This is a genomic window from Martelella sp. AD-3 (assembly GCF_001578105.1).
Taxonomy (GTDB): Bacteria; Pseudomonadota; Alphaproteobacteria; order Rhizobiales; family Rhizobiaceae; genus Martelella.
The window spans coordinates 395,506-420,720 of the sequence record NZ_CP014275.1; the positions used below are offsets into that span (position 1 = coordinate 395,506).

At 62.1% G+C, this 25,215-nt stretch carries 25 protein-coding genes; 13 read left to right on the plus strand and 12 right to left on the minus strand.

The features are described 5' to 3' along the window. Nucleotides 1-16: 16 nt before the first annotated feature. Both AZF01_RS01795 and AZF01_RS01800 read right to left on the minus strand, forming a co-directional pair. Nucleotides 17-1,180, minus strand: coding sequence for a CaiB/BaiF CoA-transferase family protein (locus AZF01_RS01795; RefSeq protein ID WP_024706244.1), 1,164 nt, complete (start codon nt 1,178-1,180; stop codon nt 17-19). Next, a complete protein-coding gene (locus AZF01_RS01800) occupies nt 1,177-2,241 on the minus strand; it encodes a Gfo/Idh/MocA family protein (protein ID WP_024706243.1) in 1,065 nt (354 codons plus the stop codon). The genes AZF01_RS01795 and AZF01_RS01800 overlap by 4 nt, the downstream gene beginning before the upstream one ends. A 268-nt stretch (nt 2,242-2,509) precedes the next feature. Here AZF01_RS01800 and AZF01_RS01805 point away from each other — a divergent pair, with 268 nt between their 5' ends. Beyond that, nucleotides 2,510-2,842 carry a zinc ribbon domain-containing protein YjdM gene (locus AZF01_RS01805; protein WP_024706242.1) on the plus strand — a complete coding sequence of 111 codons (333 nt, stop codon included), beginning with the start codon at nt 2,510-2,512 and terminating at the stop codon, nt 2,840-2,842. Nucleotides 2,843-2,952: 110 nt separating this feature from the next. Here the strand turns inward: AZF01_RS01805 and AZF01_RS01810 are convergent, their stop codons facing one another. The 3 genes from AZF01_RS01810 to AZF01_RS01820 all read right to left on the minus strand — a co-directional run bounded on the left by AZF01_RS01810 (nt 2,953) and on the right by AZF01_RS01820 (nt 4,986). Next, nucleotides 2,953-3,282 (minus strand): L-rhamnose mutarotase, encoded by a 330-nt coding sequence (locus AZF01_RS01810; protein ID WP_024706241.1) that lies wholly within the window; start codon nt 3,280-3,282, stop codon nt 2,953-2,955. 47 nt (nt 3,283-3,329) lie between these two features. Then, a complete protein-coding gene (locus AZF01_RS01815) occupies nt 3,330-4,154 on the minus strand; it encodes an amidohydrolase (protein ID WP_024706240.1) in 825 nt (274 codons plus the stop codon). 76 nt (nt 4,155-4,230) lie between these two features. Further along, on the minus strand, nt 4,231-4,986 hold the full coding sequence (locus AZF01_RS01820; protein WP_024706239.1) for an IclR family transcriptional regulator: 756 nt from the start codon (nt 4,984-4,986) through the stop codon (nt 4,231-4,233). Nucleotides 4,987-5,173: 187 nt separating this feature from the next. On the opposite strand from AZF01_RS01820, the gene AZF01_RS01825 reads away from it, so the two are divergent. From AZF01_RS01825 to AZF01_RS01875, 11 genes are all read left to right on the plus strand, one after another. Continuing rightward, the gene (locus AZF01_RS01825) at nt 5,174-6,496 is read left to right on the plus strand and encodes a sugar ABC transporter substrate-binding protein (protein ID WP_024706238.1); all 1,323 of its coding nucleotides are present in this window, start codon (nt 5,174-5,176) and stop codon (nt 6,494-6,496) included. 107 nt (nt 6,497-6,603) lie between these two features. Next, a complete protein-coding gene (locus AZF01_RS01830) occupies nt 6,604-7,506 on the plus strand; it encodes a carbohydrate ABC transporter permease (protein ID WP_024706237.1) in 903 nt (300 codons plus the stop codon). After that, nucleotides 7,503-8,369 (plus strand): carbohydrate ABC transporter permease, encoded by an 867-nt coding sequence (locus tag AZF01_RS01835; protein ID WP_024706236.1) that lies wholly within the window; start codon nt 7,503-7,505, stop codon nt 8,367-8,369. Before AZF01_RS01830 ends, AZF01_RS01835 begins: the two co-directional genes overlap by 4 nt. A gap of 4 nt (nt 8,370-8,373) precedes the next feature. Continuing rightward, nucleotides 8,374-9,465, plus strand: a complete 1,092-nt coding sequence (locus AZF01_RS01840; protein ID WP_024706235.1) for an ABC transporter ATP-binding protein — start codon at nt 8,374-8,376, stop codon at nt 9,463-9,465. A 2-nt stretch (nt 9,466-9,467) separates the two neighbouring features. Further along, nucleotides 9,468-10,574, plus strand: coding sequence for a mandelate racemase/muconate lactonizing enzyme family protein (locus AZF01_RS01845; protein ID WP_024706234.1), 1,107 nt, complete (start codon nt 9,468-9,470; stop codon nt 10,572-10,574). 17 nt (nt 10,575-10,591) lie between these two features. Then, the gene (locus tag AZF01_RS01850; RefSeq protein WP_036235535.1) at nt 10,592-11,323 is read left to right on the plus strand and encodes an SDR family oxidoreductase; all 732 of its coding nucleotides are present in this window, start codon (nt 10,592-10,594) and stop codon (nt 11,321-11,323) included. Between the two features lie 36 nt (nt 11,324-11,359). After that, a complete protein-coding gene (locus tag AZF01_RS01855) occupies nt 11,360-12,664 on the plus strand; it encodes an L-fuconate dehydratase (RefSeq protein ID WP_024706232.1) in 1,305 nt (434 codons plus the stop codon). Further along, entirely contained in the window at nt 12,661-13,512 is an 852-nt protein-coding gene (locus AZF01_RS01860; RefSeq protein WP_024706231.1) for a fumarylacetoacetate hydrolase family protein, read from the plus strand. The genes AZF01_RS01855 and AZF01_RS01860 overlap by 4 nt, the downstream gene beginning before the upstream one ends. 402 nt (nt 13,513-13,914) lie before the next feature. Beyond that, nucleotides 13,915-14,334, plus strand: coding sequence for an Rrf2 family transcriptional regulator (locus AZF01_RS01865; RefSeq protein ID WP_024706230.1), 420 nt, complete (start codon nt 13,915-13,917; stop codon nt 14,332-14,334). Between the two features lie 16 nt (nt 14,335-14,350). Beyond that, entirely contained in the window at nt 14,351-15,808 is a 1,458-nt protein-coding gene (locus tag AZF01_RS01870; RefSeq protein WP_024706229.1) for a DUF305 domain-containing protein, read from the plus strand. A 147-nt stretch (nt 15,809-15,955) separates the two neighbouring features. Beyond that, the gene (locus AZF01_RS01875) at nt 15,956-16,645 is read left to right on the plus strand and encodes an NnrU family protein (RefSeq protein ID WP_024706228.1); all 690 of its coding nucleotides are present in this window, start codon (nt 15,956-15,958) and stop codon (nt 16,643-16,645) included. 78 nt (nt 16,646-16,723) lie between these two features. Here AZF01_RS01875 and AZF01_RS01880 read toward each other — a convergent pair whose 3' ends face one another. From AZF01_RS01880 to AZF01_RS01910, 7 genes are all read right to left on the minus strand, one after another. Beyond that, nucleotides 16,724-17,503: an ABC transporter ATP-binding protein gene (locus AZF01_RS01880; protein WP_024706227.1), complete on the minus strand. Its 780-nt coding sequence runs from the start codon at nt 17,501-17,503 to the stop codon at nt 16,724-16,726. Further along, a complete protein-coding gene (locus AZF01_RS01885; protein WP_024706226.1) occupies nt 17,500-18,537 on the minus strand; it encodes an iron ABC transporter permease in 1,038 nt (345 codons plus the stop codon). Before AZF01_RS01885 ends, AZF01_RS01880 begins: the two co-directional genes overlap by 4 nt. Continuing rightward, on the minus strand, nt 18,534-19,550 hold the full coding sequence (locus AZF01_RS01890) for an ABC transporter substrate-binding protein (protein ID WP_024706225.1): 1,017 nt from the start codon (nt 19,548-19,550) through the stop codon (nt 18,534-18,536). Before AZF01_RS01890 ends, AZF01_RS01885 begins: the two co-directional genes overlap by 4 nt. Nucleotides 19,551-19,775: 225 nt before the next feature. Beyond that, on the minus strand, nt 19,776-20,855 hold the full coding sequence (locus AZF01_RS01895) for an ABC transporter ATP-binding protein (protein WP_024706224.1): 1,080 nt from the start codon (nt 20,853-20,855) through the stop codon (nt 19,776-19,778). Between the two features lie 5 nt (nt 20,856-20,860). Then, complete coding sequence (locus AZF01_RS01900; RefSeq protein ID WP_024706223.1) at nt 20,861-21,748, minus strand: carbohydrate ABC transporter permease; 888 nt, start codon at nt 21,746-21,748, stop codon at nt 20,861-20,863. After that, nucleotides 21,745-22,578 carry a carbohydrate ABC transporter permease gene (locus AZF01_RS01905; RefSeq protein WP_081725646.1) on the minus strand — a complete coding sequence of 278 codons (834 nt, stop codon included), beginning with the start codon at nt 22,576-22,578 and terminating at the stop codon, nt 21,745-21,747. The genes AZF01_RS01900 and AZF01_RS01905 overlap by 4 nt, the downstream gene beginning before the upstream one ends. Before the next feature lie 138 nt (nt 22,579-22,716). Further along, nucleotides 22,717-23,961 (minus strand): ABC transporter substrate-binding protein, encoded by a 1,245-nt coding sequence (locus AZF01_RS01910; protein WP_024706221.1) that lies wholly within the window; start codon nt 23,959-23,961, stop codon nt 22,717-22,719. A gap of 230 nt (nt 23,962-24,191) precedes the next feature. Here AZF01_RS01910 and AZF01_RS01915 point away from each other — a divergent pair, with 230 nt between their 5' ends. Next, entirely contained in the window at nt 24,192-25,196 is a 1,005-nt protein-coding gene (locus AZF01_RS01915; RefSeq protein ID WP_024706220.1) for a LacI family DNA-binding transcriptional regulator, read from the plus strand. Nucleotides 25,197-25,215 lie beyond the last annotated feature (19 nt).

Consider the following 25,215-nt stretch of genomic DNA (forward strand, 5'->3'; position numbering starts at 1 on the left):
CCTTTCAGTTTGATCGTCACAGGCCGAACTCCGCGCGTATGGCTTCGCTCTGCTCGCCGATCCTCGGCGCGGCGCGGCCGGTCTGCATGCGCCTGCCATCGATCCTCAGCGGCGAACGCGTGGTGCGGATCGAGACCCCGTCCTCGCGCGTCACCGTCTGCAACATGTCGAGCACCTTGAAGCCGGCATGGTTCATTAGTTCCTGCCAGTCGAGCACCCTGGCGCACCAGACATCGGCCGGTTCCAGAATAGAGAGCCAGTGGTCCGTGGTTTCGGTGGCGAGATGGCCGGCGATGATGCGCTTGATGTCGTCGCGCGCGGTAAACCAGAGATCCGGCTTGTCGCGGTAGGGGGCAAGGTCATCGAAGCCAAGCACGTCGGCAAGCTGGTCGATCGGCATCATCGCGAGCGTCAGCCAGCCGTCGGCGGTCGGATAGACGCCGTAGGGGGCGGAAAGATAGGCATGGGCGGAGCGGTAGGCGGCGCGTTTCGGCGGCCGCTCGCCGTCATTCAGATGCGTCGTGAGAACCTCGAACTGGAAGTCGATCATCGCCTCCAGCAGGCTCGTCTCCACATGCGCGCCCTTGCCGGTGCGGCCCTGCTTCACCAGCGCGGCCAGAACGCCCTGCGCCAGCGCGGCGCCCGCCAGCATGTCGGCAATGGCAAGGCCGAAGGGCACCGGGCCCTGGCCGTCGTCGCCGTTCAGCCACATCACGCCGGAGCGCGCCTGCGCCAGAAGGTCCTGGCCCGGCCGGCTGACCCAGGGCCCTTCGTCACCATAGCCAGTGATCGAGCCATAGACGAGGCCCGGGAAATCCTGTTTCAGCGTCTCGTAATCAAGCCCGATCCTCTGAATCACGCCGGGGCGGAAATTCTGCAGCACCACATCCGCCTTGCCGATCAGCGTCTTCAGCGCGGCAAGGTCGTCCGGGTCCTTCATGTCCAGCGCGAGACTTTCCTTGGACCGGTTGATTGCGTGGAAAATCGTGGAATCGCCGCCGATCTCGGTGTCGGAGAGATAAAGCCTGCGGGAAAGATCGCCAAGGCCCGGACGCTCGATCTTGATCACCCGCGCGCCGAGGTCCTGCAGGCGGAGCGAACAATAGGGGCCGGAGAGAAACTGGCACATGTCGAGCACCAGCACGCCCTCGAGCGGCAGGTCGGACGTATCTGCGGTCATGGTCTTTCCTTGATCGGGGTGGCGGGGCGGGCGCTGCTCTCATAAGCGGCCTCGACCAGCGCCATGGTGTTCCAGGCGTCCTCGACGCTTGTCAGAAGGGTGTCGTCCTCGCCGGCGACGAAACGCTGGAGATTGTTCATCACACCGATGAAGGCATGCGGGAACCATGTGCCGGAAAGCGCAATCTCTTCCCAGTCGCCGCCCTTTTTGCAGAACCAGAGCTCGTCCGGCACGCCCTTGGGGTAGTCGAGATTGACGCCGAGCGTGGTGATGGCCACGCCCCTGTTACCCTCGAAACGGAAGTAGCAATCCTGGAATTTCGGCCCGAAGTCATGATTGTGATTGACCGACATGACCGCCCGCACGGGCTCGGGATAGTCGAGGATCGCCGATGTGCGCGACTGCGAGACCGTGGTGTCCGGATGGCCGAGCGTTTTGGCATGGATGCCGCGCGGATTGCCCAGAAAATGGCGCATCAGGTCCAGATAGTGGATCGAGTGCAGCAGGATCTCGACGCGCTCCATGCCCTTCAGGAACGGCCAGAGATGCCAGGGCGTCATGATGTTGGCGTGCAGTTCGACATCGACGAGTTCGCCCAGCGCGCCGCTTTTGTAAAGGTCGTGGATCGCCAGCATCATCGGCGAGAAACGAAGCTGGAAATTGACGGCGGCCGTCAGTTTTTTCTCGCGGGCGGCCTTGAGGATCGCCGTCGCCTCGGCAAGGTCGCGCCCCATCGGCTTTTGCAGAAGGGCAGGCGCCCCTTCCGGCAGTTTCTCGATCACGCCCTGATGGGCAACCGGCGGCAGCGCCAGGTCGAAGACGGCGTTTTCGGTCGCGATCGCCTCCTCAAGGCTGGCGAATGGCGTGATGTCCCAGTCGGCCGCAACCTGGGCGGTGCGTTCGGCGTCGAGATCGAACACGCCGGCGACAGGAATGCCGGCCATGCGATAGGCGGGCAGATGGGCGTCGGTGACGATCGAACCGCCTCCGACGATGACGACAGGCCGTGGTGCAGTGACCGCCGCCCACTTTTGCGTCGGGCCACGCGATATGTGTGACAACCTGCTCCTCCTTCAGGCAAGAGTGTCATTCTTATGTGAAGAGATTATTCAAATTTGGGCGGAATTCAAGGGGGCGAGTTTGGTTCCTTGTGTTTTCCTTCCGGTCGCTGGCCTGGAACGTGCTGCTCGGCAACCACCCGTTTGCACTCGACAGGCCTTCTTTTTCGCACTACGAAGCCTTGTTTTCCCGACCAACGCAACATTGCGCCGTGCGGTTTTCGTGGCGCCAATCCGGCTCATCGCAGCGCCAGCAATCAGGAGGATGATCATGAGCGAATTGCCGCCATGTCCCAAATGTCAGTCGATTTACGCCTATGAAGACGGAGCGCTGTTGATCTGCCCCGAATGCGGGAACGAATGGACGCCGGGGACGGACGAGAGCGGCGGACCGGAATTCAAGGACGCCAATGGCAATCGACTGGCCGATGGCGATACCGTCACCGTCATCAAGGACCTGAAGCTCAAGGGTTCGAGCCAGGTTCTCAAGGTCGGCACCAAGGTGAAGAACATCCGTCTTGTCGAAGGCGATCACAATATCGACTGCAAGATAGATGGTTTCGGCGCCATGAAGCTGAAGTCGGAATTCGTGAAGAAGATCTGAGGCCCGCCCGGCAGGGGCCTCAGTTTTCTTGAGGCCTGTGCCGCCGCCGCTCCCGATTCGGCAATGGCGATGATGGCCGCGGCCTGGAGCAGCCCGGGGCTTTGCCGACCTCAGTCGAGATGGAACACGTCTTCCATCTCGATCCACCATTCATCCTCTTTCGCCGTTTCGAGTGGTTTCTGGCAGGGCATGCAGACCGACCACCATTCCTGCGTTTTCGGATCTGCGGCCATCTTCGCCATGTCGGCCTCGTAGTCATCGCCGGTATATTCGTAGTAGGAAAACAGGAGGTTTTCCGGCTCCCTGAGGAAAATGGTATAGTTCCGGATATTACATTTCCTGATCATGTCCAGAATTTCCGGCCAGACGTCGGCGTGCAACCGCTTGTATTCGGCCACCTTTTCGGCGTTGAGCGTCAGGACCATTCCGATGCGCTGCATGGGTTCCTCCCTGTTTCAGCAATAAGATGAGGTCGCGTCGATGCCTTCTAAAGCCGGTAGACCTTCTCCGCATTGACGCTGAACAGTTTTTTCTGCTCATCGGGACTGGCGTCGGCGACCAGTTCCTTCGAGGCCGCGACCCAGTCTTCAAGGCTTGCAAACAGCGTACAGACGGGAAAGTCGGAGCCCCAGACGACGCGGTCGAAGGTGAAGGTGTCGATGACGTGGCTGACATAGGGGCGCAGACCCTCAACGCTCCAGTCCGCGCCGCCATAGGCGATGACGCCGGAGACCTTTGCCGTCACATTGGCGAGCTTCGCGATCTCGCCGATATGCTCCCGCCAGGGATCAAGTCCGTCATTTTCGATGTCCGGCACGCCGCAGTGGTCGAGCACGAACTGAACCTCCGGGCATTTCTGCGCCAGATCGATGGCGAGCGGCAGCTGGCGGGCCAGCACGCAGAGATCGAATGTCATGTCGTGGGCCGCTAGCCGACGGATATTCTCGACAAATATATCCGACTGGGAAAGCGCGTCCGGCATGATATGCAGCACGCGGCGCAGGCCCTTGACGCCCTCGATCGCGGCGATGCGCTCCAGATAGGCGGGGAAATCGGGGCTTTCCGGCCGGCCGGCGGCAATGGCGCCTGCAATTCTTTCATGGGCCCCGACGATGAAGGCGCTTTCGGCCTCCATGTCCTCTTCCGCAACGTCGACCTCCATGTGCAGCGCTTTTTCGATGCCGAGGTCTTCGGCGCGGGCGAAAAAGCCTTCCGCCGTTGCCTGGCGGTCAAGGGCAGGGGCGTCCTTCAGCCAGGGATAGGAGAAGCGGTCCTTGTAGACGAGGTGGAGATGGGTATCGATGATGCGCATGTGGTCCTCCCTTGGCCCGCGCGCGGGCGTATCTGCCTCTGTTTGCCCGGCCCGTTCGGGTCGGGCAGTCTTGATCTCAATCCTCCGGGCGGCCCTTCGACAGGCTGGCGGCGGCCGCGCGCACCAGTTCAAGCGTATGGGCGCGGTCTTCGCGGCCATCGCGGTCAAGCCGTTCCGTATAGGGCGAAGTGACGACCGCCATCACCGAGCCGAGCGGGCCGATGACGGGGGCCGACAGGTTGGTGACGCCGGCGATCTGTTCGGACGGCATCATGGTGTGGCCGTCCCTGCGGATGGTCTCGAGCATCGCCTCGACCTGGGGCGACATCGTTTCGCCCGCGCCCTTCAGCATCAGCGCCCGGTTCTCGGGTGACGAGAAAGCCAGGAAGACGAGACCGGAGCCGGTCGAGGTGAGCTTGAGCTGGGTGCCGACGCGCACGGCGAGCGACCAGTAGCTCGGCGCATCCACCTGGGCAACGACGACCGCGGCGTTGCGGTCGAAGACCACGAGATGGCACGACTGTCCGGCATCCTGCGCGACCTGCTGAAGCAACGGCATCGCCTGGTTGACAAGTCGCCGCAGCGGCGGACGGGCATGGACCAGTTCGAACATCTTCAGTGTGATCTCGTAGCGGTCCTCCGGCGTGCGGCGGATATATTCGCGTCGCACCAGCCGGTCGAGCATGCGGTAGATCTCGTTTGGCGTGCGCCCCAGCGACTTGGCAATCTCCGCCTGGCTGAGAGCCCCGTCCGTTTCCGCCAGCAGCTCGAAAATATCGAGTCCCTTGTCGAGAGCGGGGGCGCGGTAGCGGTCGGATTCATCTGTTGCCATGGTCGATCCTCAAGCGGCGGGTGCGTTTTTCACCCTGAAAATGCAGCGAAACTGCCGGTGTTCCTGTCCAATATCAAGAGCGGCGTTGACGAGCTTGCCGAAATGATGCTTATATACGAATAGACTTTTCAAATATGGAGGATCAAGTCTTTTCTGGGCTTGAATGGATAGGAGGAGAATGATGCGAATGACTTTTCTGAAGGCGGCGCTTGTCGCCTGCTGCGCCGTGGGCGGCCTCGCTGCCTCGGCCCAGGCCGATGATTTCGACTACGGCAGTTTTCCGGACTATACGCTGAAGGTGAAGCTGATCGGCGGCACCCAGTACGAGAAGCTCTATACCCGTATCCCGGAATGGGAAGAAATGACCGGCGCCAGGGTCGAGATCGTTTCCTCGAAGAACCATTTCGATCTCGACCGCGAGATCAAGCAGGACATTGCCGCCGGCGACATTTCGTGGTGCGTCGGCTCCAATCATACGAGCTTCGCGCCGCAATACGGCGATCTCTACATCGACCTTTCCGAGCATATACCGCCGTCCGAACTCGATAAATATGTCCAGGGCACGCTGAACGCCTCGATGGTGGATGGCCGTCTGGTGCAGTTGCCGCGCGTCACCGATGTTTCCAACATCTACTACCGCAAGAGCCTTTATGCCGATCCGGCAAACCAGGCCGCGTGGAAAGAGAAGTATGGCACCGAACTGGCGCCGCCGAAGACCTTCGACGAGTTCCGCGACCAGGTGATCTTCTTCGCCGATCCGCCGAACCTTTACGGCACGGCCTTTGCCGGCAAGGATGAGGGCATGTCGGGCCGCTTCATGGAAATCCTGCGCGCCAATGGCGGCGATATGTTTGATGAGGACATGAAGCCGGTGTTCAATTCCGAAGCCGGCGTCGAAGCGCTGCAGTGGTTCATCGACATCTACGAGGCCGGCGCGGTTCCTGCCGGTACGGTCAACTATACCTGGGATGATATCGGCCAGGCCATGGCCGCCGGTCAGCTTGCAGTCGATCTCGACTGGCCGGGCTGGGCAGCCTTCTTCGCTGATCCGGAAGCCTCCAAGATCGCCGATGATCTCGGCTATGCGGTCTCGCCCGTCGGTTCGTCGGGCAAGCGCGGCGGCTGGTCCGGCTCGCATTCCTTCTCTGTCACGCAGGATTGCGACAACAAGGACGCCGGCGTTTCCTTCGCCGTGTTCATGACCAATGACGAGAGCGAAATGATGGAAGCCATGGCCGGCAATCTGCCGACCCGCACAGCGACCTATGACGAAGTCGTCAAGTGGTTCAACGAGAACGGCAAGGAAAACCTCGCCGAGATGTTCACGGTATGGAAGGGCTCGCTTGATGACGCCCGCACGCCGCCGCTCATTCCGGAGTGGATCCAGGTCTCCAACGTTCTGTGGCCCGAGCTGCAGGCCGCCATCGTCGGCGAGAAAACGGCGCAGGAAGCCCTCGACGATGCCGCCGAGGAAGCGACCTATATCATGGAAGACGCGGGCTACTACTGACCCCGCCTTTTCTTGCTCAGTACCGCTGTCGGCCCTCGGGCCGGCAGCGTGATCCGGCCCCGGGGCCGGCTGCTCCTCCCATTCTTTCCAATTCTCGAAGGCGCGACATGAAGTTTTTCAGGTCTCCGCAGGCGACGCCCTATCTTCTGCTGCTGCCGGCCATTATCGTCATTCTGGCGGTCGTGCTGGTGCCGCTTCTCGTGTCGTTCTGGACGAGCTTCACCAGTTACAACCTGGTTCGACCGGACTCCCTTTACAATTTCGTGGGGCTGCGCAATTACGAGCGGCTGATGGGCAATGACGATTTCTGGTGGGCCTTCGGGCGCACTGTCGTTTTCATCACCATTGCGCTCAACCTCGAAATGGTCATGGGGCTGGGGCTCGCACTCCTGGTCAACCGCATCACCTGGGGCCAGCGCACGCTCAGAACCATCATGATGTTCCCGATGATGTTCTCGCCCATTCTTGTGGGCTTCCAGTTCAAATACCTGTTCAACGATTCCGTCGGCCTGGTGAACAATGCGCTGTTCGCGCTGAACCTGATCGAAAAACCGATCCCGTGGCTGGTCAATGGCTGGCTTGCGAACTTCTCGATCATTGTCGCCGAGATGTGGATGTCGACCTCGATCTTCGCCATCCTGCTGATGGCCGGCCTGCTGGCCATGCCGAAGGAGCCGATCGAGGCGGCCAAGGTGGACGGCTGCAACGCCATCCAGGTCTTCCGCCATATCACGCTGCCTTTCCTGATGCCGTTCATCTGGATCGCGATGACGATCCGATCGCTCGACGTCGCGCGCGCCTATGACATGGTGAAGATCATGACCAATGGCGGGCCGGCGGGCCGCACGGAACTGATCTGGACGCTGATGACGCGGACAGGCTACCAGAACTCGCAGATGGGCATGGCGAACGCCATGGGCTACGTCTCCATCCTGCTGTCGATCGCCTTCACCATCATCTTCTACCGCAATCTCTCCAAGTCGCGGCTGTTCATGGGAGGCGCACAATGAGGAACACCATGACCATCGAGAGGCCCTGGCAGCGCTGGCTGCTCAGGATCACGCTGTTCATCGCCATGATGATCCTCGTCGTGCCAGGCGCATGGGTGGTTCTGACCGCCTTCCGTCCCAATGTCGAGGTCATGGCGCGTCCGCCGGTCTGGATCCCGCAGCAGTGGACGCTCAACAATTTTCTCGGCATTTTCGGGCTTCTGCCGGAGCGGCAACAGGGATTGCCGGTCACGAACTACTTCATCAACTCGCTGGTGATCTCGCTCACCTCCACCTTTGTTGCCATCCTGATCGGCATGATGGGCGGTTATGCCTTTGCCCGCTATCGGTTCAGGGGCAAGGGGGCGCTGTTCCTCTCCTTCATGCTGTCGCGCACCGTGCCCGGCGTGGCGCTGTCGCTGCCGCTCTTCATTCTCTGGAGCAGGATCGGGCTGATCGACACCAAGTTCGGGCTGATCCTCGTCTATATGGCGATCAACATCCCCTTCACCATCTGGCTGACGGACGGCTTCTTCCGCCAGATCCCGGCCGACCTTTCCGAGGCTGCCCAGATTGACGGCTGCACCCGCTGGCAGGCTTTCTGGAAGGTTGAGTTTCCGCTCGCCCGTTCCGGTCTTGCCTCAGCCGGCATCTTCGCCTTTCTGACGGCATGGAACGAGTTCGCGCTCGCAAGCCAGCTCACCCGGACCACCGCATCGAAGACCATGCCGGTCGGGCTGATGGATTTCACCGCCCAGTTCACCGTCGACTGGACCGGGATGAGCGCCATGGCGGTGCTGATCATCATTCCCGCGCTCATTCTCACCTTCATCGTACAAAAGCATCTGATTGCCGGACTGACGTTCGGCGGTGTGAAAGGATAATCCCGTGGCCGAAGTGCACCTTTCCAAAATCGTCAAGCGTTACGGATCGCTGGAAGTCGTTCATGGCATCGATCTTGAAGTCGCGCATAACGAATTCGTCGTTCTCGTCGGCCCGTCCGGCTGCGGCAAGTCGACAACACTCAGGATGATCGCCGGCCTGGAGGAAATCTCCGGCGGCGAACTGAAGATCGGCGACCGCGTCGTCAATGCCCTGCCGCCGCGCGCGCGCAACATCTCAATGGTGTTCCAGTCCTACGCGCTCTATCCGCACATGACTGTGCGCGAGAACCTCGGCTTCGGACTGAAGATCGCCGGCATGACGCCGGAGGATATCAAGCCGCGCGTCGACGAGGCCGCCGCCATCCTCGGCCTCGAGAGCTTCATGGACAGGTTGCCCGCCAACCTGTCCGGCGGCCAGCGCCAGCGCGTCGCCATGGGCCGCGCCATCGTGCGCCACCCGGATGTCTTCCTGTTCGACGAGCCGCTCTCCAACCTCGATGCCAAGCTGCGCGGCCAGATGCGCGTCGAGATCAAGAAGCTGCATCAGCGGGTGAAGACCACCGTGATTTATGTGACCCACGACCAGGTGGAGGCGATGACGCTGGCGGACCGGATCGTGATCATGCGCGATGGCTATGTCGAGCAGGTCGGTACGCCGACGGAGGTGTTCGAGAACCCGGTCAATACTTTCGTTGCCGGCTTCATCGGCTCGCCGCCGATGAACCAGCTTGACGGCGTGGTGGAAAGCGCCGCAGCGCGCCTTGCCGACGGTACGGTGGTGCCGCTGCCGGAGGATATTGCCGCGAAGCTTTCCGACGGACGGAAGGTCGTGGTCGGGTTCCGCCCCGACGCTTTTGCGCCCAAGGGCCACTCGCTGCATCCGGAAGACCGCTCTGTCGAGATCGAGGCGCCTGTCATCATCTCCGAGCCGCTCGGAACCGAAACCATCATCTTCACCCAATTCGGCGGCAAGGAAGTGCAGGCCAAGATGCTCGACCCGCGCCCGCTTGAAGATGGCGAAACGCTGACCTTCACGCTGGACCTCGAACGCCTTCACGTCTTTGACGGTGAGACCGGCAAGAGCCTGAGGGCCTGACAATGGCAAAGATCGTCCGCGCCGAACTGGTGATGGTGGACCTGAAACCGAAGGTGACGCGGGTCGACGCGATCCAGACCTTCGTTTCCCAGGAAACCCCTATCGTGCGCATCACCGACGCCGACGGGGTGATCGGCACCGGCTATTCCTATACGATCGGCACCGGCGGCCCGTCCGTCATGGCGCTTCTGGAAAAGACCCTGCTGCCGGCGGTTATCGGCCGCGAGGCCTTCGATATCGAGCGGATCTGGCAGGATCTCTCGTTCCTCACCCATGCGACCACGGTCGGCGCCATCACCGCGATCGCGCTTGCCGCCATCGATACCGCGCTCTGGGATCTGAAGGCCGTCAAGCTCGGCCTGCCGCTTCACAAGCTGGCGGGCGGGGCGAAGGACGAGATACCGCTCTACACAACGGAAGGCGGCTGGCTGCATCTGGAAACCGAGGCACTGGTGGCTGACGCGATTGCGGCGAAGGCAAACGGCTTTGCCGGCTGCAAGCTCAAGGTTGGGCGCCCGCTTGCCGAAGATGTCGCGCGGATATCGGCGGTGCGCGAGGCTGTGGGGCCGGCTTTCGAAATATTCACCGATGCCAACCAGGCCTTTGCCGTGGACGAGGCCGTGCGCCGGGCGGCGGCCTATCAGCGGCTCGATATCGGCTGGCTGGAAGAGCCTTTGCCGGCGGATGATATCGAGGGCCACGCGGTGCTCTCGAGGCACACAAGCGTGCCGGTCGCCGTCGGCGAGAGCGTTTATTCGGCACTCCATTTCCGTGAATATCTGGAGCGGCGGGCCTGTTCTGTCATCCAGGTCGATGTCGGCCGCATCGGCGGCATCACGCCGTGGCTCAAGGTCTCGCATATGGCCGAGTGCTTCAATGTTGCCGTGGCGCCGCATTTCCTGATGGAACTGCATGTTTCGCTGTGCGCGGCGGTGCCCAATGCGCGCTGGGTGGAGTATATTCCGCAGCTTGACGCGATCACGCTTGAGGGCATGACCATCCGCGACGGACGCGCCATTCCGTCTTCCGCGCCGGGCCTTGGCATCGCATGGGATTTCGATGCGATCGGCCGCATGGCCGTCGAGGGCTCGCAAAAGACAATCAACTGACGTTCAAGGGAGCGATCATGACCGACCTTTCCGGAAAAACCTGTTTCATCACCGCCGCCGCGCAGGGCATCGGGGCAGCATCGGCCAGGGCCTTCGCCAAAGCGGGCGCCACGGTGATTGCGACCGACATCAATGCCGAAAAACTCAAGGAACTTGAGGGCATCGAGAACACTTCGACGCGGGTCTTGAATGTGCTGTCGGACGAGGCGGTCACCATCGCCGCGCAGGAAATCGGGCAGGTCGATATCCTGTTCAACTGCGCCGGCATCGTCCACAACGGCTCTATCCTGGATGGCAAGGAAAGCGATCTCGACCTTGCCTATGATCTCAACGTCAAGGCCATGGTGCGCACCATCCGTGCCTTCCTGCCCGGTATGCTCGAGCGGGGCGACGGGGCCATCATCAACATGTCCTCGGTCGCTTCCAGCATGAAGGGCGTTCCCAACCGTTTCGCCTACACCACCACCAAGGCCGCCGTTCTCGGGCTGACCAAATCGGTCGCCGCCGACTTTGTCTCCAGAGGCATTCGCTGCAACGCCATCTGCCCGGGCACGGTCGACAGCCCCTCGCTGCAGGAACGCCTGAAGGCGACCGGCGATTATGAAAAGGCGCGGACCGATTTCATCGCCCGCCAGCCGATCGGCCGCATCGGCACGCCCGAGGAGATCGCCGACCTTGCCGTCTACCTTGCCGGCGCGACCTATACGACCGGCCAGGCCTATGCCATCGACGGCGGCTGGACCTGCTGACTGCCGCCCGAACCGACGCAAGACCGAGTGCAAGACATGACCACCATCACCGGATTATCCGTCCACGACCTGCGTTTTCCGACCTCCGCCAAGCTTGACGGTTCGGATGCCATGAACCCCGATCCCGATTACTCCGCCGCCTATGTCGTGCTCAAGACGGATGGCGACCATGAAGGCCACGGCCTGACCTTCACCATCGGCCGGGGCAATGAAGTGGTCTGTGCCGCGATCGCCGCGCTTGAAAACCGCGTGAAGGGGTTGAGGCTCGACTGGGTTGCCGAAAACCCGGGCCGTTTCTGGCGGCATGTCACCGGCGACAGCCAGCTGCGCTGGATCGGGCCGGACAAGGGCGCGATGCACCTGGCAACCGGCGCCGTGGTCAATGCCTTCTGGGACCTCATGGCAAAGACCGCGGGAAAACCGGTCTGGCAGTTCGTCGCCGAGATGACGCCGGAACAGCTCGTCTCGATCATCGATTTCCGCTACCTGACCGATGCGATCACGCCGGACGAGGCGCTCGCAATCTTCCGCAAGGCGGAGGCAGGCAAGGCGGAGCGGATCGCGGAGCTGAAGAAAAACGGCTATCCCTGCTACACGACCTCGGCCGGCTGGCTCGGCTACAGCCACGACAAGCTGCGTCGTCTGGCGCAGGAGGCCGTCGACAGCGGCTTCACCTTCATCAAGATGAAGGTCGGGCAGGACCGCGACGAGGATATTGCGCGGCTCAGGATCGTGCGCGAGGTGATCGGCGAGGATCGCACGCTGATGATCGACGCCAACCAGGTCTGGGAGGTCGATCAGGCGATCGACTGGGTGAAGGCGCTTGCGCCGTTCCGGCCCTATTTCATCGAGGAGCCGACAAGTCCCGACGATGTTGCAGGCCACAGGAAGATCCGCGAGGCCGTCGCCCCGGTGAAGGTCGCGACCGGCGAGATGTGCCAGAACCGTATTCTGTTCAAGCAGTTTATTGCCGGCGGCGCCATCGATATCGTCCAGATCGATGCCTGCCGCATCGGTGGGCTGAACGAGGTGCTCTCGGTTCTGGTGATGGCGGCGAAATATGGCCTTCCGGTCTGGCCGCATGCCGGCGGCGTCGGCCTTTGCGAATATGTCCAGCACCTGTCGATGATCGACTATCTCGTGGTTTCAGGCACCAAGGAAGGCCGCGTCATCGAATATGTCGATCATCTGCACGAGCATTTCGTCGATCCCTGCCGGATCGCGGGGGCTGCCTATATGCCGCCGCAAATGCCGGGCTTTTCGATTGAGATGAAGCCGGAAACGCTTCATAACTACGCGCATCCGACGTCTCAGGCGTCGAAAACGGGAGAATTGACATGAAACTGCTTCGCCTTGGCGCCAGGGGCGCCGAACGGCCCGCCATCCTGCATTCCGATGGCACCTACCGCGACATTTCCTCCGTCGTCGTCGACATTGCCGGCGACGCGCTGACGGCTGCCGGGCTGGCGCGCATTGCCGCCGCCGATATCGGCAGCCTGCCGGTTCTGCCGCAGTCGAGCCGTATCGGACCCTGCGTCGGCAAGGTCGGAAAGTTCATCTGCATCGGCCTCAATTATGCCGACCACGCGGCCGAGACCGGCGCCGAAATTCCGAAGGAGCCGATCGTGTTCATGAAGGCGACCAGCGCCATCATCGGCCCCAACGACGATGTCCGCATTCCGAGGAACTCGAAAAAGACCGACTGGGAAGTCGAGCTCGGCGTCGTCATCGGCAAGGAAGCTTCCTATGTCGATGAAGCCGACGCCATGGACCACGTCGCCGGCTATTGCGTTGTCAACGATCTCTCCGAGCGCGAATTCCAGATCGAGCGCTCCGGCCAGTGGGTGAAGGGCAAGAGCGCCGACACCTTCGGGCCGATCGGCCCCTATCTGGTGACGCGTGATGAGGTGGAAGACCCGCAGAGTCTCGCCATGTGGCTCGAGGTTGACGGTCACCGCTACCAGGACGGCTCGACCAAGACGATGATCTTCGGCGTCTCGCACCTCGTCAGCTATCTGTCGCAGTTCATGAGCCTGCAGCCCGGCGACATCATCACCACCGGCACGCCGCCCGGCGTCGGCATGGGCATCAAGCCGGAGCCGGTCTATCTGAAGGAGGGCCAGACGATGACGCTCGGCATCGAAGGACTCGGCGAACAGAGCCAGAAGGCCGTCGCCTGGAACGCCTGATATCCTGCGCGACGGCGCGGGGAAACCCGCGCCGTCCTGCCGGTTGCCCGGTTCTGATCGGGCGTGTCGGTCCGATCGCCCCCGAACGCCGCCGTCATGGATAGCGCGATGGCCGGAGCGCGCCCGCTTCCCTCGGGGCCATGTCCGCAGGACCGGAAGGTGTCGGCGCGTCCGGGCGACCCGAACATCTTTCCGATCTGACCTGCCATATTCGATCAACTCCCCAGCGCCTTCAGTGCTTCCGCCTCGCGGATCAGGACCGGTGATCGCGGTCCCTCGGACATCTTCTCGGCGCGAGGTATGTCCGGAGCACATATGAGGGCTGTCAAAGAGTCTTGTTGTCAACAAGCGTCATAACCTTTAATTGGTATTTGAGATGCCAATTACAGGTTATGACCGTCCATGCGTCTGACAAGCTTCACGGATTACGGACTTCGCGCTCTCATGCGGATGGCAAGCGACCCTGGTCGGGTGTTCTCGACGGCGGAGATCGCCGAAGAGTTCAACGTCTCCCGCAACCATCTCAACAAGATCATGCAGCGACTTGCCCATCGTGGGATCGTCGATACCCGAAGGGGGGCGGGCGGAGGCGCGGTGCTGGCGCGTCCCGCCGCCGACATCGGACTTGGCGAAATCATTCGGCTTCTCGAGGAGGATCAGTCTCTCGTCGAGTGCTTTTCGCCGACCGGCGATTGCAGCGTCACGCCGGTCTGTCGCCTCAAACATACGCTTGCTGCTGCTGAAGCAGCCTTTCTGGCCGAGTGTGATCGCAAGACACTCGCCGACATTGCCCTGCCGGCCTCGAAGCCGGCAATTGCCTGACTAAAGGAGGCACAGAATGTTCTCATTCAACCAACGAACCAGCCGGATCCTTGCGGGGCTCCTCGGGCTGTGCGCCGCCCTGGCCCCGATCTCGGCCTCCGCCCATGTTAAGTGGTTTGCGCCCTATATCGTCGATGCCGCGCCAGCACCGCTCACGCGCACGCTGAGTGATCCCTATTTCTGGACCGGGATCGTCCTGGTCTTGGTCTTCTTCATCGCCGCGCGACTGATCGAGCGCAGCGCGGCCGGTGTCGCCACGCTGGATGCGATGGACCGGGTGACCGATCCGCTCTGGCAGCGCCTCGACGCCTTTGTCCGCATCGTCGTTGCCGGCTTCTTCGTGGCGATCTTCGCGGTCGGCGGCATTTACCTGACGCCCGACCTGCAGACGCCTGCCGAGTGGGTCAGCTGGCTGCAGCTTCTGATCGCCGCCGGCATCGTATCGCGCAAGACCATGCCGCTGTCCGCAGCGGGCATCATCTTCCTGTGGGTCCTCGCGCTGCGCGACTACGAATTCTTCCATCTGCTCGACTATCTGGCGCTCGGCGTCGCGGTTGCGGGCTATCTGGTGCTGGAGAGTTCCAGCCGCCCTGACTGGCGCAAGCATCGCTTCGAGCTGTTGCGCTGGGGCGTGGCCGTTGCGCTCATGTGGTCGAGCCTCGAAAAATTCGCCTATCCGGAATGGTTCTATCCGCTGGTGGTCGAAAAGCCCTTCCTGACATTCGGCATTCCGCGCGACATGTTCATCCCGATGGCCGGCATCGCAGAGTTCACCATGGGCTTCGGCCTGCTGGCGACGCCGCTCATCCGCAGGCTTTCGGCGATCGCGCTTTTCGTGATCTTCAACGCCGCCGTCTTCCCCTTCGGCCGGATCGACCTGATCGGTCACGCGCTGATCATGGCGATTATCGTCGCCATTGCGGTCGACCATACAAGGGAGCTGCATTTCTGGGGCTGGATCAGGCGCTCGCTCATCGGCGTCCCGCTCGGCCTTGCCTCGGCGCTGGTGATTTTCGCAACCGCCTATTGGGGCCTTCATGCCGCTTTCTTCGGCCCGGACGCGCAGACCATGGCCGAGTTGCGCACCGAACAGGCCGAGATGGCGACCCACACCTTCTCGCTTGAGCATCCGCACGGGCCAATCGCTTCCCCGGATATGAGCGGGGACGATAGCGGGCAGGGGGGCGACGCCCCGGACGCCGGCACCCTGACGGTGACCGAAGCCTATGAACAGTCGATGATGGGCATGCATGAAGAGATGATGGAAGGCTTGCGTCATGACGATCCCGACGTTGCCTTCGTGCTCGGCATGATACCGCATCACCAGGGCGCGATCGACATGGCCCGCATCCAGCTCGTCGCCGGTTCGGATCGCACCAATATGGCGCTGGCGCAGCATATCATTGCGGAGCAGCAGAAGGAGATCGACGCGATGCGCGCATGGCTTCGCCAGCGCGGCATTGAAAGCGAATGATGCACCGGCCACAGGTTGGCGATCGAGGAGGCGAGCGATGCGCTCGCTTCCTGGCGCCTTGTGTGGGGGGAGATGGCGGCCCTGCCGCCGGTATTATCCCCCGTCGGCGATGAAACTCATCTTTCGTCGGGAGACGGGACCCAGGACATGACGAATTTTCTGCTCGCGATCCTCGCTTTCCTTCTGGCTCATGTGGTTCCGCCGGCGCCGCCCGTGCGCGCCCGTTTGATCGCCCTCTTCGGGCGCCGTGTCTATCTCACTCTCTATTCTCTCGTGTCGACCCTGCTTCTGGTCTGGATCATCGTTGCGGCGCGACATGCGCCGTTGATTTTCCTCTGGTATCCCGCGCCTTGGCAGGCCCTTGTTCCGGTGATCGCGATGCCGTTCGCCTTCTGGTTCATCGCCGCGGGGCTTGCGGCGCAAAACCGGCTTTCCATCACCTTCCGGCGCAGTGGCGAAGCGGACTCGCAAGGCCCGATCACCGCCATCACCCGCCACCCGGTGCTTGTCGGCTTTCTGATCTGGTCGCTCGCGCACATTCCGCCGAACGGGGATGTTGTGTCGCTGATCCTTTTCGGCGGCATGGGGCTGCTCGCCCTCGCCGGAACGGCGGTGCTCGACCGCCGGACGCGGCGTCGGCTCGGCGATGCCGAATGGGCGGCTATCCGCGCGCAAACCTCCATCGTGCCCTTTCTTGCAGTGCTTGAAGGGCGCGCGCATCTGCATGCGGACCGTAACTTCTGGCTCTGGACCGGCCTGGGGCTGGCCTTCTATGTCTGGTTCCTGTTGCAGGGCCACCGCCTGCTGATCGGCGTCGACCCGCTGGCCTGGCTCTGACCGCTTGCGCCGCGGAAAATGAACGGCATTGTCCCTTAAACCGCGAGACGCCGGGACGCTACGCCGGGAGACGGCGATTCAGACAACAGCCTTGTCGCCCGTGCGGAAATGGACCTGCGGGTGACCGTGATGGGGCGAGATGCTGACAGCGGCAGCGACGCGGAAAACGCTCGCGATCAGCTCTTCCGTCAGAACGGTCTCAGGCGCACCGGAGGCGATCAGCGCGCCGTCCTTCAACACGATGATCCGGTCGCAGAACATCGCCGCGAGATTGAGATCGTGAAGCGCCACGATGCTGGTGAGGTTCAGCTGACGCACGGTCTGCAGGATCTCGATCTGGTGATGAATGTCGAGATGGTTGGTTGGTTCGTCGAGGAACAGAACCTGCGGGCTTTGTGCCAGCGCCCGGGCGATGTGGACGCGCTGCCGCTCGCCGCCGGAAAGCGTCTGCCAGGACTGGTGCTGAAGATGGGTCATGCCCACCTGCCTCAAGGCTCCGTCCACCGCCTCCTGATCGCTTGCGCGCCAGCCGGAAAGCGCCGAGCGGTGCGGTGTGCGCCCGAGCCTAACGACATCGCGCACGCTGACATTGGTGTCGGTTGCAGCACTTTGCTGGACGAAGGCGACGTTGCGCGCCAGTTCGCGGCGCGGCACGTTGGCGATATCGCGGCCCTGAATTTCCACCTGGCCGCTCAGCGGCTGCTTCAGCCCCGCAAGCAGCCTCAGCAACGACGATTTTCCCGAGCCGTTCGGGCCGATCAGGCCGAGGGTTTCGCCCGCGCGCACCGCAAGGTTGACATCCCTGACGATGGTCTTCCGCTTCACGCCCCAGCAAAGTTTCCTGGCAATAACGGTCATGTCTGCGGCCTCGCGCGATAGAGGATGATCGCGAAGAAGGGGACGCCGACCAGCGCTGTGACGACGCCGATCGGCACGGTCTGCTGCGCGACGATGACGCGCGAGGCAATGTCGGCGATCACCATGAAGACCGCGCCGAGAATGGCGGAGGCCGGCAAGAGCCGCATATGCACCGGGCCGACGACATAGCGCGCGGCATGGGGAACCACCAGTCCGACGAAGCCGATGGCGCCGACCTGGCTGACGATGGTGGCCGTCATCAGCGCGGTCACGGCGAACAGGACCAGCCGGGTGCGTGCGACCGGGATGCCAAGCGCCGCCGCATCCTCGTCGCCGAAGGTGAAGGCATCGAGCGCCCGCGCCATCAGAAAGCAGATCGCAAGGCAGAGCAGGAGCACGATCACCAGAAGGTGGAATTGCGGCCAGCGCACGCCGCCGAAACTGCCGAGCATCCAGAACATCACGCCGCGCGCCTGCTGGGCGCTGGCGGATGTGGTGACGATATAGGCCGTCAGCGCATTGAAGAGCTGCGAGGCCGCGACGCCGGCAAGAATAGTGTGGTTGGGACCGCTGGTTGCGCCGTTGGAAAGCAGGGCGACCACCGCAAAGGCGGCAAAGGCGCCCACGAAGGCGCCGAGCGAAAGCGAAACAGCGCCGGCGCCGATACCCAGAACGAGGACGGCAACGGCGCCGGTCGAGGCGCCTGCGGAGACGCCGAGCACGAAGGGCTCGGCCAGCGGGTTGCGCAGCAAGGCCTGCAGGATCGTCCCGCAGATCGCGAGCCCCGCGCCGCACAATGCGGCGACGAGGCTGCGGCTCAGCCTGAGGTTCCAGACCACGCTCGCCTCGATCTTCGGCACATCCGCAGCCGTCAGCCCGAACTCGTTGGTGACCGTCAGCAAAACGGTCCTCACCGGAATATTATACTCACCGATCGCGGTTGCCGCCGCGATCGCCGCGAGAAGCACAAGCGCGGAGACGGCCAGAAGCAGGAAAAGCCGCATTCCGGCGCCGATGTCCGTGGCCGTTCTCATTCGCCGCTGTCGAACGCCTTGATCTGACCGGCGATCTCTTCCGCGCCGTAGAGCGTGCGGATGCTGGGGTTCATCGCGGCGCCGCTCATGACCACGATCCGGCCATTCTGGACGGCCTCCATCTGGCTCACCGTCGGGTCGTTCTCAAGGAACGCGATCTTGTTCTCGGCCTTGTCGAGATCCCAGCGGTTGCGGTCGACCTGGGTGGCGACGATGACGGTCGGATCGGCGGCCATGATGCCTTCCCAGTTGAGCGTCGGCCATTCCGCCTTGGTGTCGAGCGCGTTGCGGCCGCCCAGAAGATCGGCAATGAAGCCGGAGGGGCCGTTGCCGCCGCCGAGATAGGCATCGTCGGCCGCCGACGCGCTTGAGAACCAGAACAGGAAGGTCAGGTCGTCATTCTTTGGAAATTGCTCGCGCAGCGCGGCTTCGCGCGCCTTGAAGTCGGCAATCACCGCGTCTCCGCGTTCCTGAACGTCGAAGATGCGGGCGAGATCGTCGATCTCCTTGTAGAGTAGGTCCATGTTCCACAGCTGATCCCGGCTGCCATAGGCATCGCCCGTATCCAGTGATGTGGAGCAGGCGCTGGGGGCGAGGTAGGTCGGGATGCCGAGGTCCTCGAAATCGCCGCGCTTGGCAACCCGGCTGTCGGGGCCCATCAGCGTCGTCAGCATCGCCGCGACGAAATCCGGCTGCTGCTGCAGAACCGCTTCAAGCGTCGGGAATTCGACGGTCAGCGTCTCGACCTTGTCGTTGGCCTCCGCCAGTTCGGGCAGAACATCGTTCGGCCAGAAGGCGGTGGCGGCCATCCGGTCTTCAAGGCCAAGCAACAGCATGATTTCCGCGCTGTTCTGGCCCAGCGCCACGGCGTTTTCCGGCGCTTTCTCGAAGACGACCGTTTCGCCGCAATTCTCGATCTCAAGCGGATAGGATGTGGGGGCGGCGAAGGCCGGAACGCCCGCAAATCCGGTGATCAGGAAGCCAAGCAGGCCAAGTCTTTTGGTCGTGTTCATATCGGGTCCAGTGCGCTTGCAAACATTGGACCGCGTTCTAGGATCGCCGACTTCTCAAATCAAGATAAAAAAACTCATATTTTCTCACGCCGCCCGTTCCGCTGCCGAAAGCCCTGGCGCGATCCGTCGCGCCGGGCTGAAGAAGGAACCGGGGCGTTGCGTCCCGACGCGCCGATTCAATAGGTTAGAGCGTTCTTTGAGCGTCCGAATGGACACTCGGCTACTCTAGAGGCGGGCCCCTGTACCTTCTTCGAAGAAGGAGGCCTTGGCGACATCGACGGTGACGGAAACGGTTTCGCCGACGTCGCAATGGTCTTCCTGGCTCAGCCTGTGAGAAAGCGTGACGCCCTCGAAATCCGACCAGGCGAGAATGTCGCTGCCCATGGGCTCGACCAGCGAGACCGTTCCGGTCCAGGCCGTATCGCTCGCCCGGGCAAGACGCAGATGTTCCGGGCGCAGGCCGAGCGTCGCCTTCTGGCCGTCCTTGACCGCGCCTGCGAAGGGATATGCGCCGACGTCGAGGCGGAAGCTGCCGGACCGGAACACCAGGCCGCCGTTCTCCGCTGCAAAGGCGCCGGCAATCTTGTTCATCGCCGGCGAGCCGAGGAAGGTGCCGACAAACTCGTTGGCCGGCTTGTTGTAGACGTTGAGCGGCGTATCGAGCTGCTGGATGATGCCGTCCTTCATCACCGCGATCCGGTCTGCAAGCGTCAGCGCCTCGATCTGGTCGTGGGTCACGTAGATCATCGTGGAGCCAAGCGCCTTGTGCAGTTTCTTGATCTCGAGCCTCAGTTCGGCGCGCAGCTTGGCATCAAGGTTCGAGAGCGGCTCGTCGAACAGGAAGATGTCGGCGTCGCGCACCAGCGCCCGGCCGATGGCGACGCGCTGCCGCTGGCCTCCGGAAAGGGCTGATGGCTTGCGGTCGAGCAGGTGCGTGATCTGCAGAAGTTCGGCGGCCCACGCCACCTTCTTTTCGATGTCGGCCTTCGGCACACCCGCGATCTTCAGCCCGAACGACATGTTCCGTTCGACGCTCATCGTCGGATAGAGCGCATAGGACTGGAACACCATACCGATGCCGCGGTCCTTGGGATCGACCCAGGTCACGTCCTTTTCATTGAAATGGATCGCTCCGCCGCTGACATCGGTCAGGCCGCCGATCGCGTTCAGCAGCGTGGACTTGCCGCAGCCCGAGGGCCCGAGCAGGACCAGGAATTCGCCATCCCTGATTTCAAGGTCGAGGCTTTTGACGACATGCACGCTGCCGTAGCGGATGTCGAGGTTTTGAATGGCTACAGAACTCATGGGACTTATCCTTTCACGGCGCCGGAAGCGATGCCGCGCACGAACCAGCGGCCGGAAACCAGATAGACGACAAGCGGGACCAGCGAGGTCAGAATGGTTGCCGCCATGTTGACGTTATAGGCGCGCTCGCCCGTGGTCGTGTTGACGATGTTGTTGAGCTGGACCGTCATCGGCAGGTTGTCGCGACCAGCAAAGACCAGGCCGAGCAGGAAGTCGTTCCAGATCGCCGTGACCTGCATGATGACCGCGACGATTGTGATCGGCACCGACATGGGCAGGATGATCGAAAGGAAAATCCTCCAGAAGCCGGCGCCGTCGATGCGGGCCGCTTTGAACAGCTCCATCGGCAGGCCCATGTAATAATTGCGGAACAGCAGCGTCATCACCGGCATGCCGAAGATGATGTGGGTGAGCACGATGCCCGGGAGCGAGCCATAGATGCCGGCCTGCGCGTAAAACCGCACCAGCGGGTAGATGAACACCTGATAGGGAATGAACGAGCCCATCAGCAGGCAGGCGAACAGAACATTCGCCCCCTTCACCCGCCAGAAGGACAGGGCATAGCCGTTGACCGCGCCGAGCAGGATCGAGAGGATCACGCTCGGGATCAGGATCTTCACCGAGTTGAAGAAGCCGACCTGAAGGCCGGTGCAGTCGAGCCCGGTGCAGGCGCTCGTCCAGGCCTTGATCCAGGCATCGAGCGAAAAATCCTGCGGCAGCGCGAAGATCAGCCCGAGGCGGATCTCGTCCATGCTCTTGAACGAGGTGACGAGCATCACATAGAGCGGCAGCAGGAAGAACAGCGCGACGAAGAAGAGAAAGCCATAGACGCCGAAGCGTCCCCAGACGCGCTCTGCCTTCACCGGTCGCTTTGAGACGGATTTCTGCGTCATGACGTCCTCCCGTTCCTGCGGAAATACTGGGAATAGAGAACCGGGACCATGATCAGCAGAACGGTGATCAGAAGTACGGTCGAGGCGGCGGTCGCAAGGCCGATATTGGCGCGCTCGAACAGGTTGTCCATGATGAACTTGGCCGGCACCTCACTCGCAGTGCCTGGTCCGCCATTGGTCATGGCGACGACAACGTCGTACATTTTCACGATCGAGATCGACAGAAGCACCAGCGAGGTGATGATCATCGGCCGGAGCATCGGCAGAATGATCGAAAGATAGACGCGCCACGGCGGAATGCCGTCGATGCGCGTCGCCGACCAGATCTGGGTGTCGATGCCGCGCAGGCCCGCCAGAATGAGTGCCATCACCAGCCCCGAGCCATGCCAGACCGTCGCCAGAATGATGGCGTAGAGCACCTTGTCCGGATTGACCGTCCAGTCGAGCACGAAATTCGGGAAGCCGAGATCGCGCATGGTTGCCTGGATGCCGAGGTCGGGATTGAGGATCCATTGCCAGATCAGGCCCGCCACCACGAAGGACATCGCATAGGGGTAAAGGAAAACAGTCCTGAACAGGCTTTCGGCGCGCACATTCTGGTCGATGAAAATGGCCAGCAGCGTGCCGAGAACGAAACAGATCAGAAGAAAGAAGAAGGCGATGACCGCCAGGTTTTCCAGAGACGTGATCCAACGCGAGGTTTCGAAAAGCCTCGTGTACTGGGCGAAGCCGACAAAGTCGTCCTTGGGCAGAAGCCGCGAACTGGAAAATGACAGCCGGACGGACCAGAGCATCGTGCCCAGATAGGCAAAGACGACGACAATGGCCATCGGCAGCAGGGCGATATAGGCAAACAGGTTGCGCCTGATATGCCGGGTGAAGGCGGCGGCGTGCAACGGAACCTCCCTTGAAAACGGGAAGGAAACCGCAAGGGTCCCCTTCCCGCATGATTGTTCCAGATGGATGGATCAGCCGTTGAGGGCCTGGTCGAAGCGTTCGACGGCCTCGTCGACCGACATGTCGGTGTTCCAGAGTTCGGTCACGACATCCTGGACCGAGCCGTAGATGTATTCGGCCATCATCTGCGAAGCGTCGGGCGCCTGGCGGCTGGGATCGGACATGATCTCAAGGCCGAGCTGGGCGCAGGCGTCGAGCTTGGAGGCATCGACGTCGGAACGGATCGGGATGGAGCCCTTCAGGTTGTTGAATTCGACCTGGGTTTCCGGATCCGTCATGACTTCGACGAGCAGGCGCTGTGCCTTGATCTGTTCGGCATCGTCGGTTTTCGGGAAGACGAAGACGTCGCCGCCGAGAACGTAGGGACTGTCGGGACGCAGGCCCGGAATGCAGCCGTAATCCGTGCCGATTTCCTTGCCGGCCTGCTTGAACTCGCCCTTGGCCCAGTCGCCCATGACCTGGAAACCGGCCTCGTCATTGATCAGCATGGCGGTCGTGTCGTTCCAGTTACGCCCCGGCGATGCGGCGTCGACATAGGGCTTCAGCGCGATGAAGGTTTCGATGACCTCGCGGAATTCCGGCGAATGGATGGCGTCCTCGTCCTTGTCGGCGTAGACCGCCTCCCAGAGCTGGCCGCCGCCGACATTGGTCAGCATCGCCGAGAACAGGGAGTTTTCCTGCCAGCGCTGGCCGCCAAGTGCCAGCGGCGTGATGCCTGCCTCCTGAAGCTTGTCGAGCGCAGCGAAGAATTCGTCCATGCTTTCGGGCGGGTTCTCGACGCCGGCCTGTTCCAGCGCGTCGACGGAATACCAGAACCACAGCGGCATATGGATATTCACCGGCGCGGCGTAGTACTTGCCGTCGATCTTCACGGCGTTGACGATCGGCGCAGGCAGGATCTCATCCCAGTTGTTTTCAGTCGCCACGGCGTCGATGTCGTTGAGCAGGCCTTCCTCGACGATCTCGTGATACTGCTGCGAGGTGTTGAAGAGCGCCGCCGTCGACGGGTCGCCGCCGATGATGCGGTTGATGGCGGCGCTGCGCGCGGCCGAGCCGCCGGCGACAGCGCTGTCCTGCCAGTTGCCGCCATTGGCGTTGTAGGCGTCGGCGAAAACGCCGATCGCGGCGGATTCGCCGCCCGATGTCCACCAGTGGATGACTTCGGCATCAAGCGGTTCCTGGGCGCCGGCAGCGCCGGACATTGCCACGGTCAGCGCTACGGCCGATGCGGTCACCGCATTCTTCAGAATAAACATATGTCCTCCCCAAAGGGTCGTCTGAGGGACCAGATGGTCCGTTCAAAAGTGTTTCGATCTCAAAATGGGATCGGTTCCAATTACAACGACAGGCACTTGATTTTGTCAATGGTTCCTGCAAAAAAAGATGAGGGCCCGACCTTGAAGATATTGTTTTTGACCAAAACCCGTTGAATAATAAAATGATATGGCGTTGACGCCGGGCAGAAAGGGTGGAGGGGAGTTCAGATATGGCGACAGTGAAAGACGTGGCGAGGCTGGCTGGCGTTGGTTCGGGCACGGTCTCCCGGTATATTTCTGGAAACGGTTCCGTTTCGAGTAAGGCGGCAGAGAAAATCGAACGTGCGATCAAGCAGCTCAACTACCGGCCCAACAGCATGGCGCGGTCGCTGTCGTCGCGCCGGTCCGATCTGATCGGGGTCTGGGTGCCCTCCCTCGAGGGCCCCTATTACCACATGATCATCCGCGCGGTGGAGCAGGAGCTCAGGCTTCACAACAAGCACATGATTCTCGCCAATGCGGAGGACGCCCAGTCCGATGCCGATCGTCGCGCGCATTTTGACTATCTGGTCAACCGCGACTGCGACGGCATCCTGATGTCCTGTTCGCTTCAGGGAACGTTCGAGCTGGCGCGAACATCCGAGCATTTTGCCAATCTGGTGCTGCTCAACCATCAGGCCGATGCTCTGGCCGGTCAGTGCTTCTTTATCGACCACGAACTGGGCGGGCGGCTGGCCGCGCGGCACCTTGTCGAGCTTGGTCACGAACGGATCGCGGTGATCACCGGACGGCTTTCCGCGCAGGATGCCCGCCAGCGCCACGACGGATTCCTGGACGAGATGGGCAAGCTCGGCCGCTCCATCCCGAGTGATTATGTGGTCGAAGGCGCTTTCAGCTATGCCGCCGCAGAACGGCTGGTCCGTTCTTTCCTCGATATGAATCTCGACTTCACAGCCGTGTTCTGCGGAAACGACAAGGTGGCCATGCTGCTGATTTCGGAGCTGAACAATCGCGGCCGCTCGGTTCCGCGCGAGGTTTCGGTCCTCGGTTATGACGATGTCGATTTCGCCGCCTACACCGCCCCGCCGCTCAGCACCATCCATGCGCCGATCGAGGAGATGGCCCGTTCGGCCTGCCGGCAACTGCTCAATCTCACCTACGACATGGACCTTCCGTTTCAGGAGCGGTTCGAGCCCTCGCTCTCAGTCAGGCGCTCGACGGCCGCACCGGATTGAAGGCGAAATACCAACACCA

Coding starts and splice junctions, on each gene's coding strand:
- AZF01_RS01815 (WP_024706240.1), bottom strand. CDS start 4,154: ATGCGCATCATCGATACCCATCTCCACCTCGTCTACAAGGACCGCTTC.
- AZF01_RS01875 (WP_024706228.1), top strand. CDS start 15,956: ATGACGAATTTTCTGCTCGCGATCCTCGCTTTCCTTCTGGCTCATGTG.
- AZF01_RS01895 (WP_024706224.1), bottom strand. CDS start 20,855: ATGAGTTCTGTAGCCATTCAAAACCTCGACATCCGCTACGGCAGCGTG.
- AZF01_RS01795 (WP_024706244.1), bottom strand. CDS start 1,180: ATGACCGCAGATACGTCCGACCTGCCGCTCGAGGGCGTGCTGGTGCTC.
- AZF01_RS01890 (WP_024706225.1), bottom strand. CDS start 19,550: ATGAACACGACCAAAAGACTTGGCCTGCTTGGCTTCCTGATCACCGGA.
- AZF01_RS01880 (WP_024706227.1), bottom strand. CDS start 17,503: ATGACCGTTATTGCCAGGAAACTTTGCTGGGGCGTGAAGCGGAAGACC.
- AZF01_RS01805 (WP_024706242.1), top strand. CDS start 2,510: ATGAGCGAATTGCCGCCATGTCCCAAATGTCAGTCGATTTACGCCTAT.
- AZF01_RS01835 (WP_024706236.1), top strand. CDS start 7,503: ATGAGGAACACCATGACCATCGAGAGGCCCTGGCAGCGCTGGCTGCTC.
- AZF01_RS01915 (WP_024706220.1), top strand. CDS start 24,192: ATGGCGACAGTGAAAGACGTGGCGAGGCTGGCTGGCGTTGGTTCGGGC.
- AZF01_RS01910 (WP_024706221.1), bottom strand. CDS start 23,961: ATGTTTATTCTGAAGAATGCGGTGACCGCATCGGCCGTAGCGCTGACC.
- AZF01_RS01870 (WP_024706229.1), top strand. CDS start 14,351: ATGTTCTCATTCAACCAACGAACCAGCCGGATCCTTGCGGGGCTCCTC.
- AZF01_RS01900 (WP_024706223.1), bottom strand. CDS start 21,748: ATGACGCAGAAATCCGTCTCAAAGCGACCGGTGAAGGCAGAGCGCGTC.
- AZF01_RS01830 (WP_024706237.1), top strand. CDS start 6,604: ATGAAGTTTTTCAGGTCTCCGCAGGCGACGCCCTATCTTCTGCTGCTG.
- AZF01_RS01810 (WP_024706241.1), bottom strand. CDS start 3,282: ATGCAGCGCATCGGAATGGTCCTGACGCTCAACGCCGAAAAGGTGGCC.
- AZF01_RS01845 (WP_024706234.1), top strand. CDS start 9,468: ATGGCAAAGATCGTCCGCGCCGAACTGGTGATGGTGGACCTGAAACCG.
- AZF01_RS01885 (WP_024706226.1), bottom strand. CDS start 18,537: ATGAGAACGGCCACGGACATCGGCGCCGGAATGCGGCTTTTCCTGCTT.
- AZF01_RS01850 (WP_036235535.1), top strand. CDS start 10,592: ATGACCGACCTTTCCGGAAAAACCTGTTTCATCACCGCCGCCGCGCAG.
- AZF01_RS01860 (WP_024706231.1), top strand. CDS start 12,661: ATGAAACTGCTTCGCCTTGGCGCCAGGGGCGCCGAACGGCCCGCCATC.
- AZF01_RS01905 (WP_081725646.1), bottom strand. CDS start 22,578: ATGGCCATTGTCGTCGTCTTTGCCTATCTGGGCACGATGCTCTGGTCC.
- AZF01_RS01855 (WP_024706232.1), top strand. CDS start 11,360: ATGACCACCATCACCGGATTATCCGTCCACGACCTGCGTTTTCCGACC.
- AZF01_RS01820 (WP_024706239.1), bottom strand. CDS start 4,986: ATGGCAACAGATGAATCCGACCGCTACCGCGCCCCCGCTCTCGACAAG.
- AZF01_RS01865 (WP_024706230.1), top strand. CDS start 13,915: ATGCGTCTGACAAGCTTCACGGATTACGGACTTCGCGCTCTCATGCGG.
- AZF01_RS01825 (WP_024706238.1), top strand. CDS start 5,174: ATGACTTTTCTGAAGGCGGCGCTTGTCGCCTGCTGCGCCGTGGGCGGC.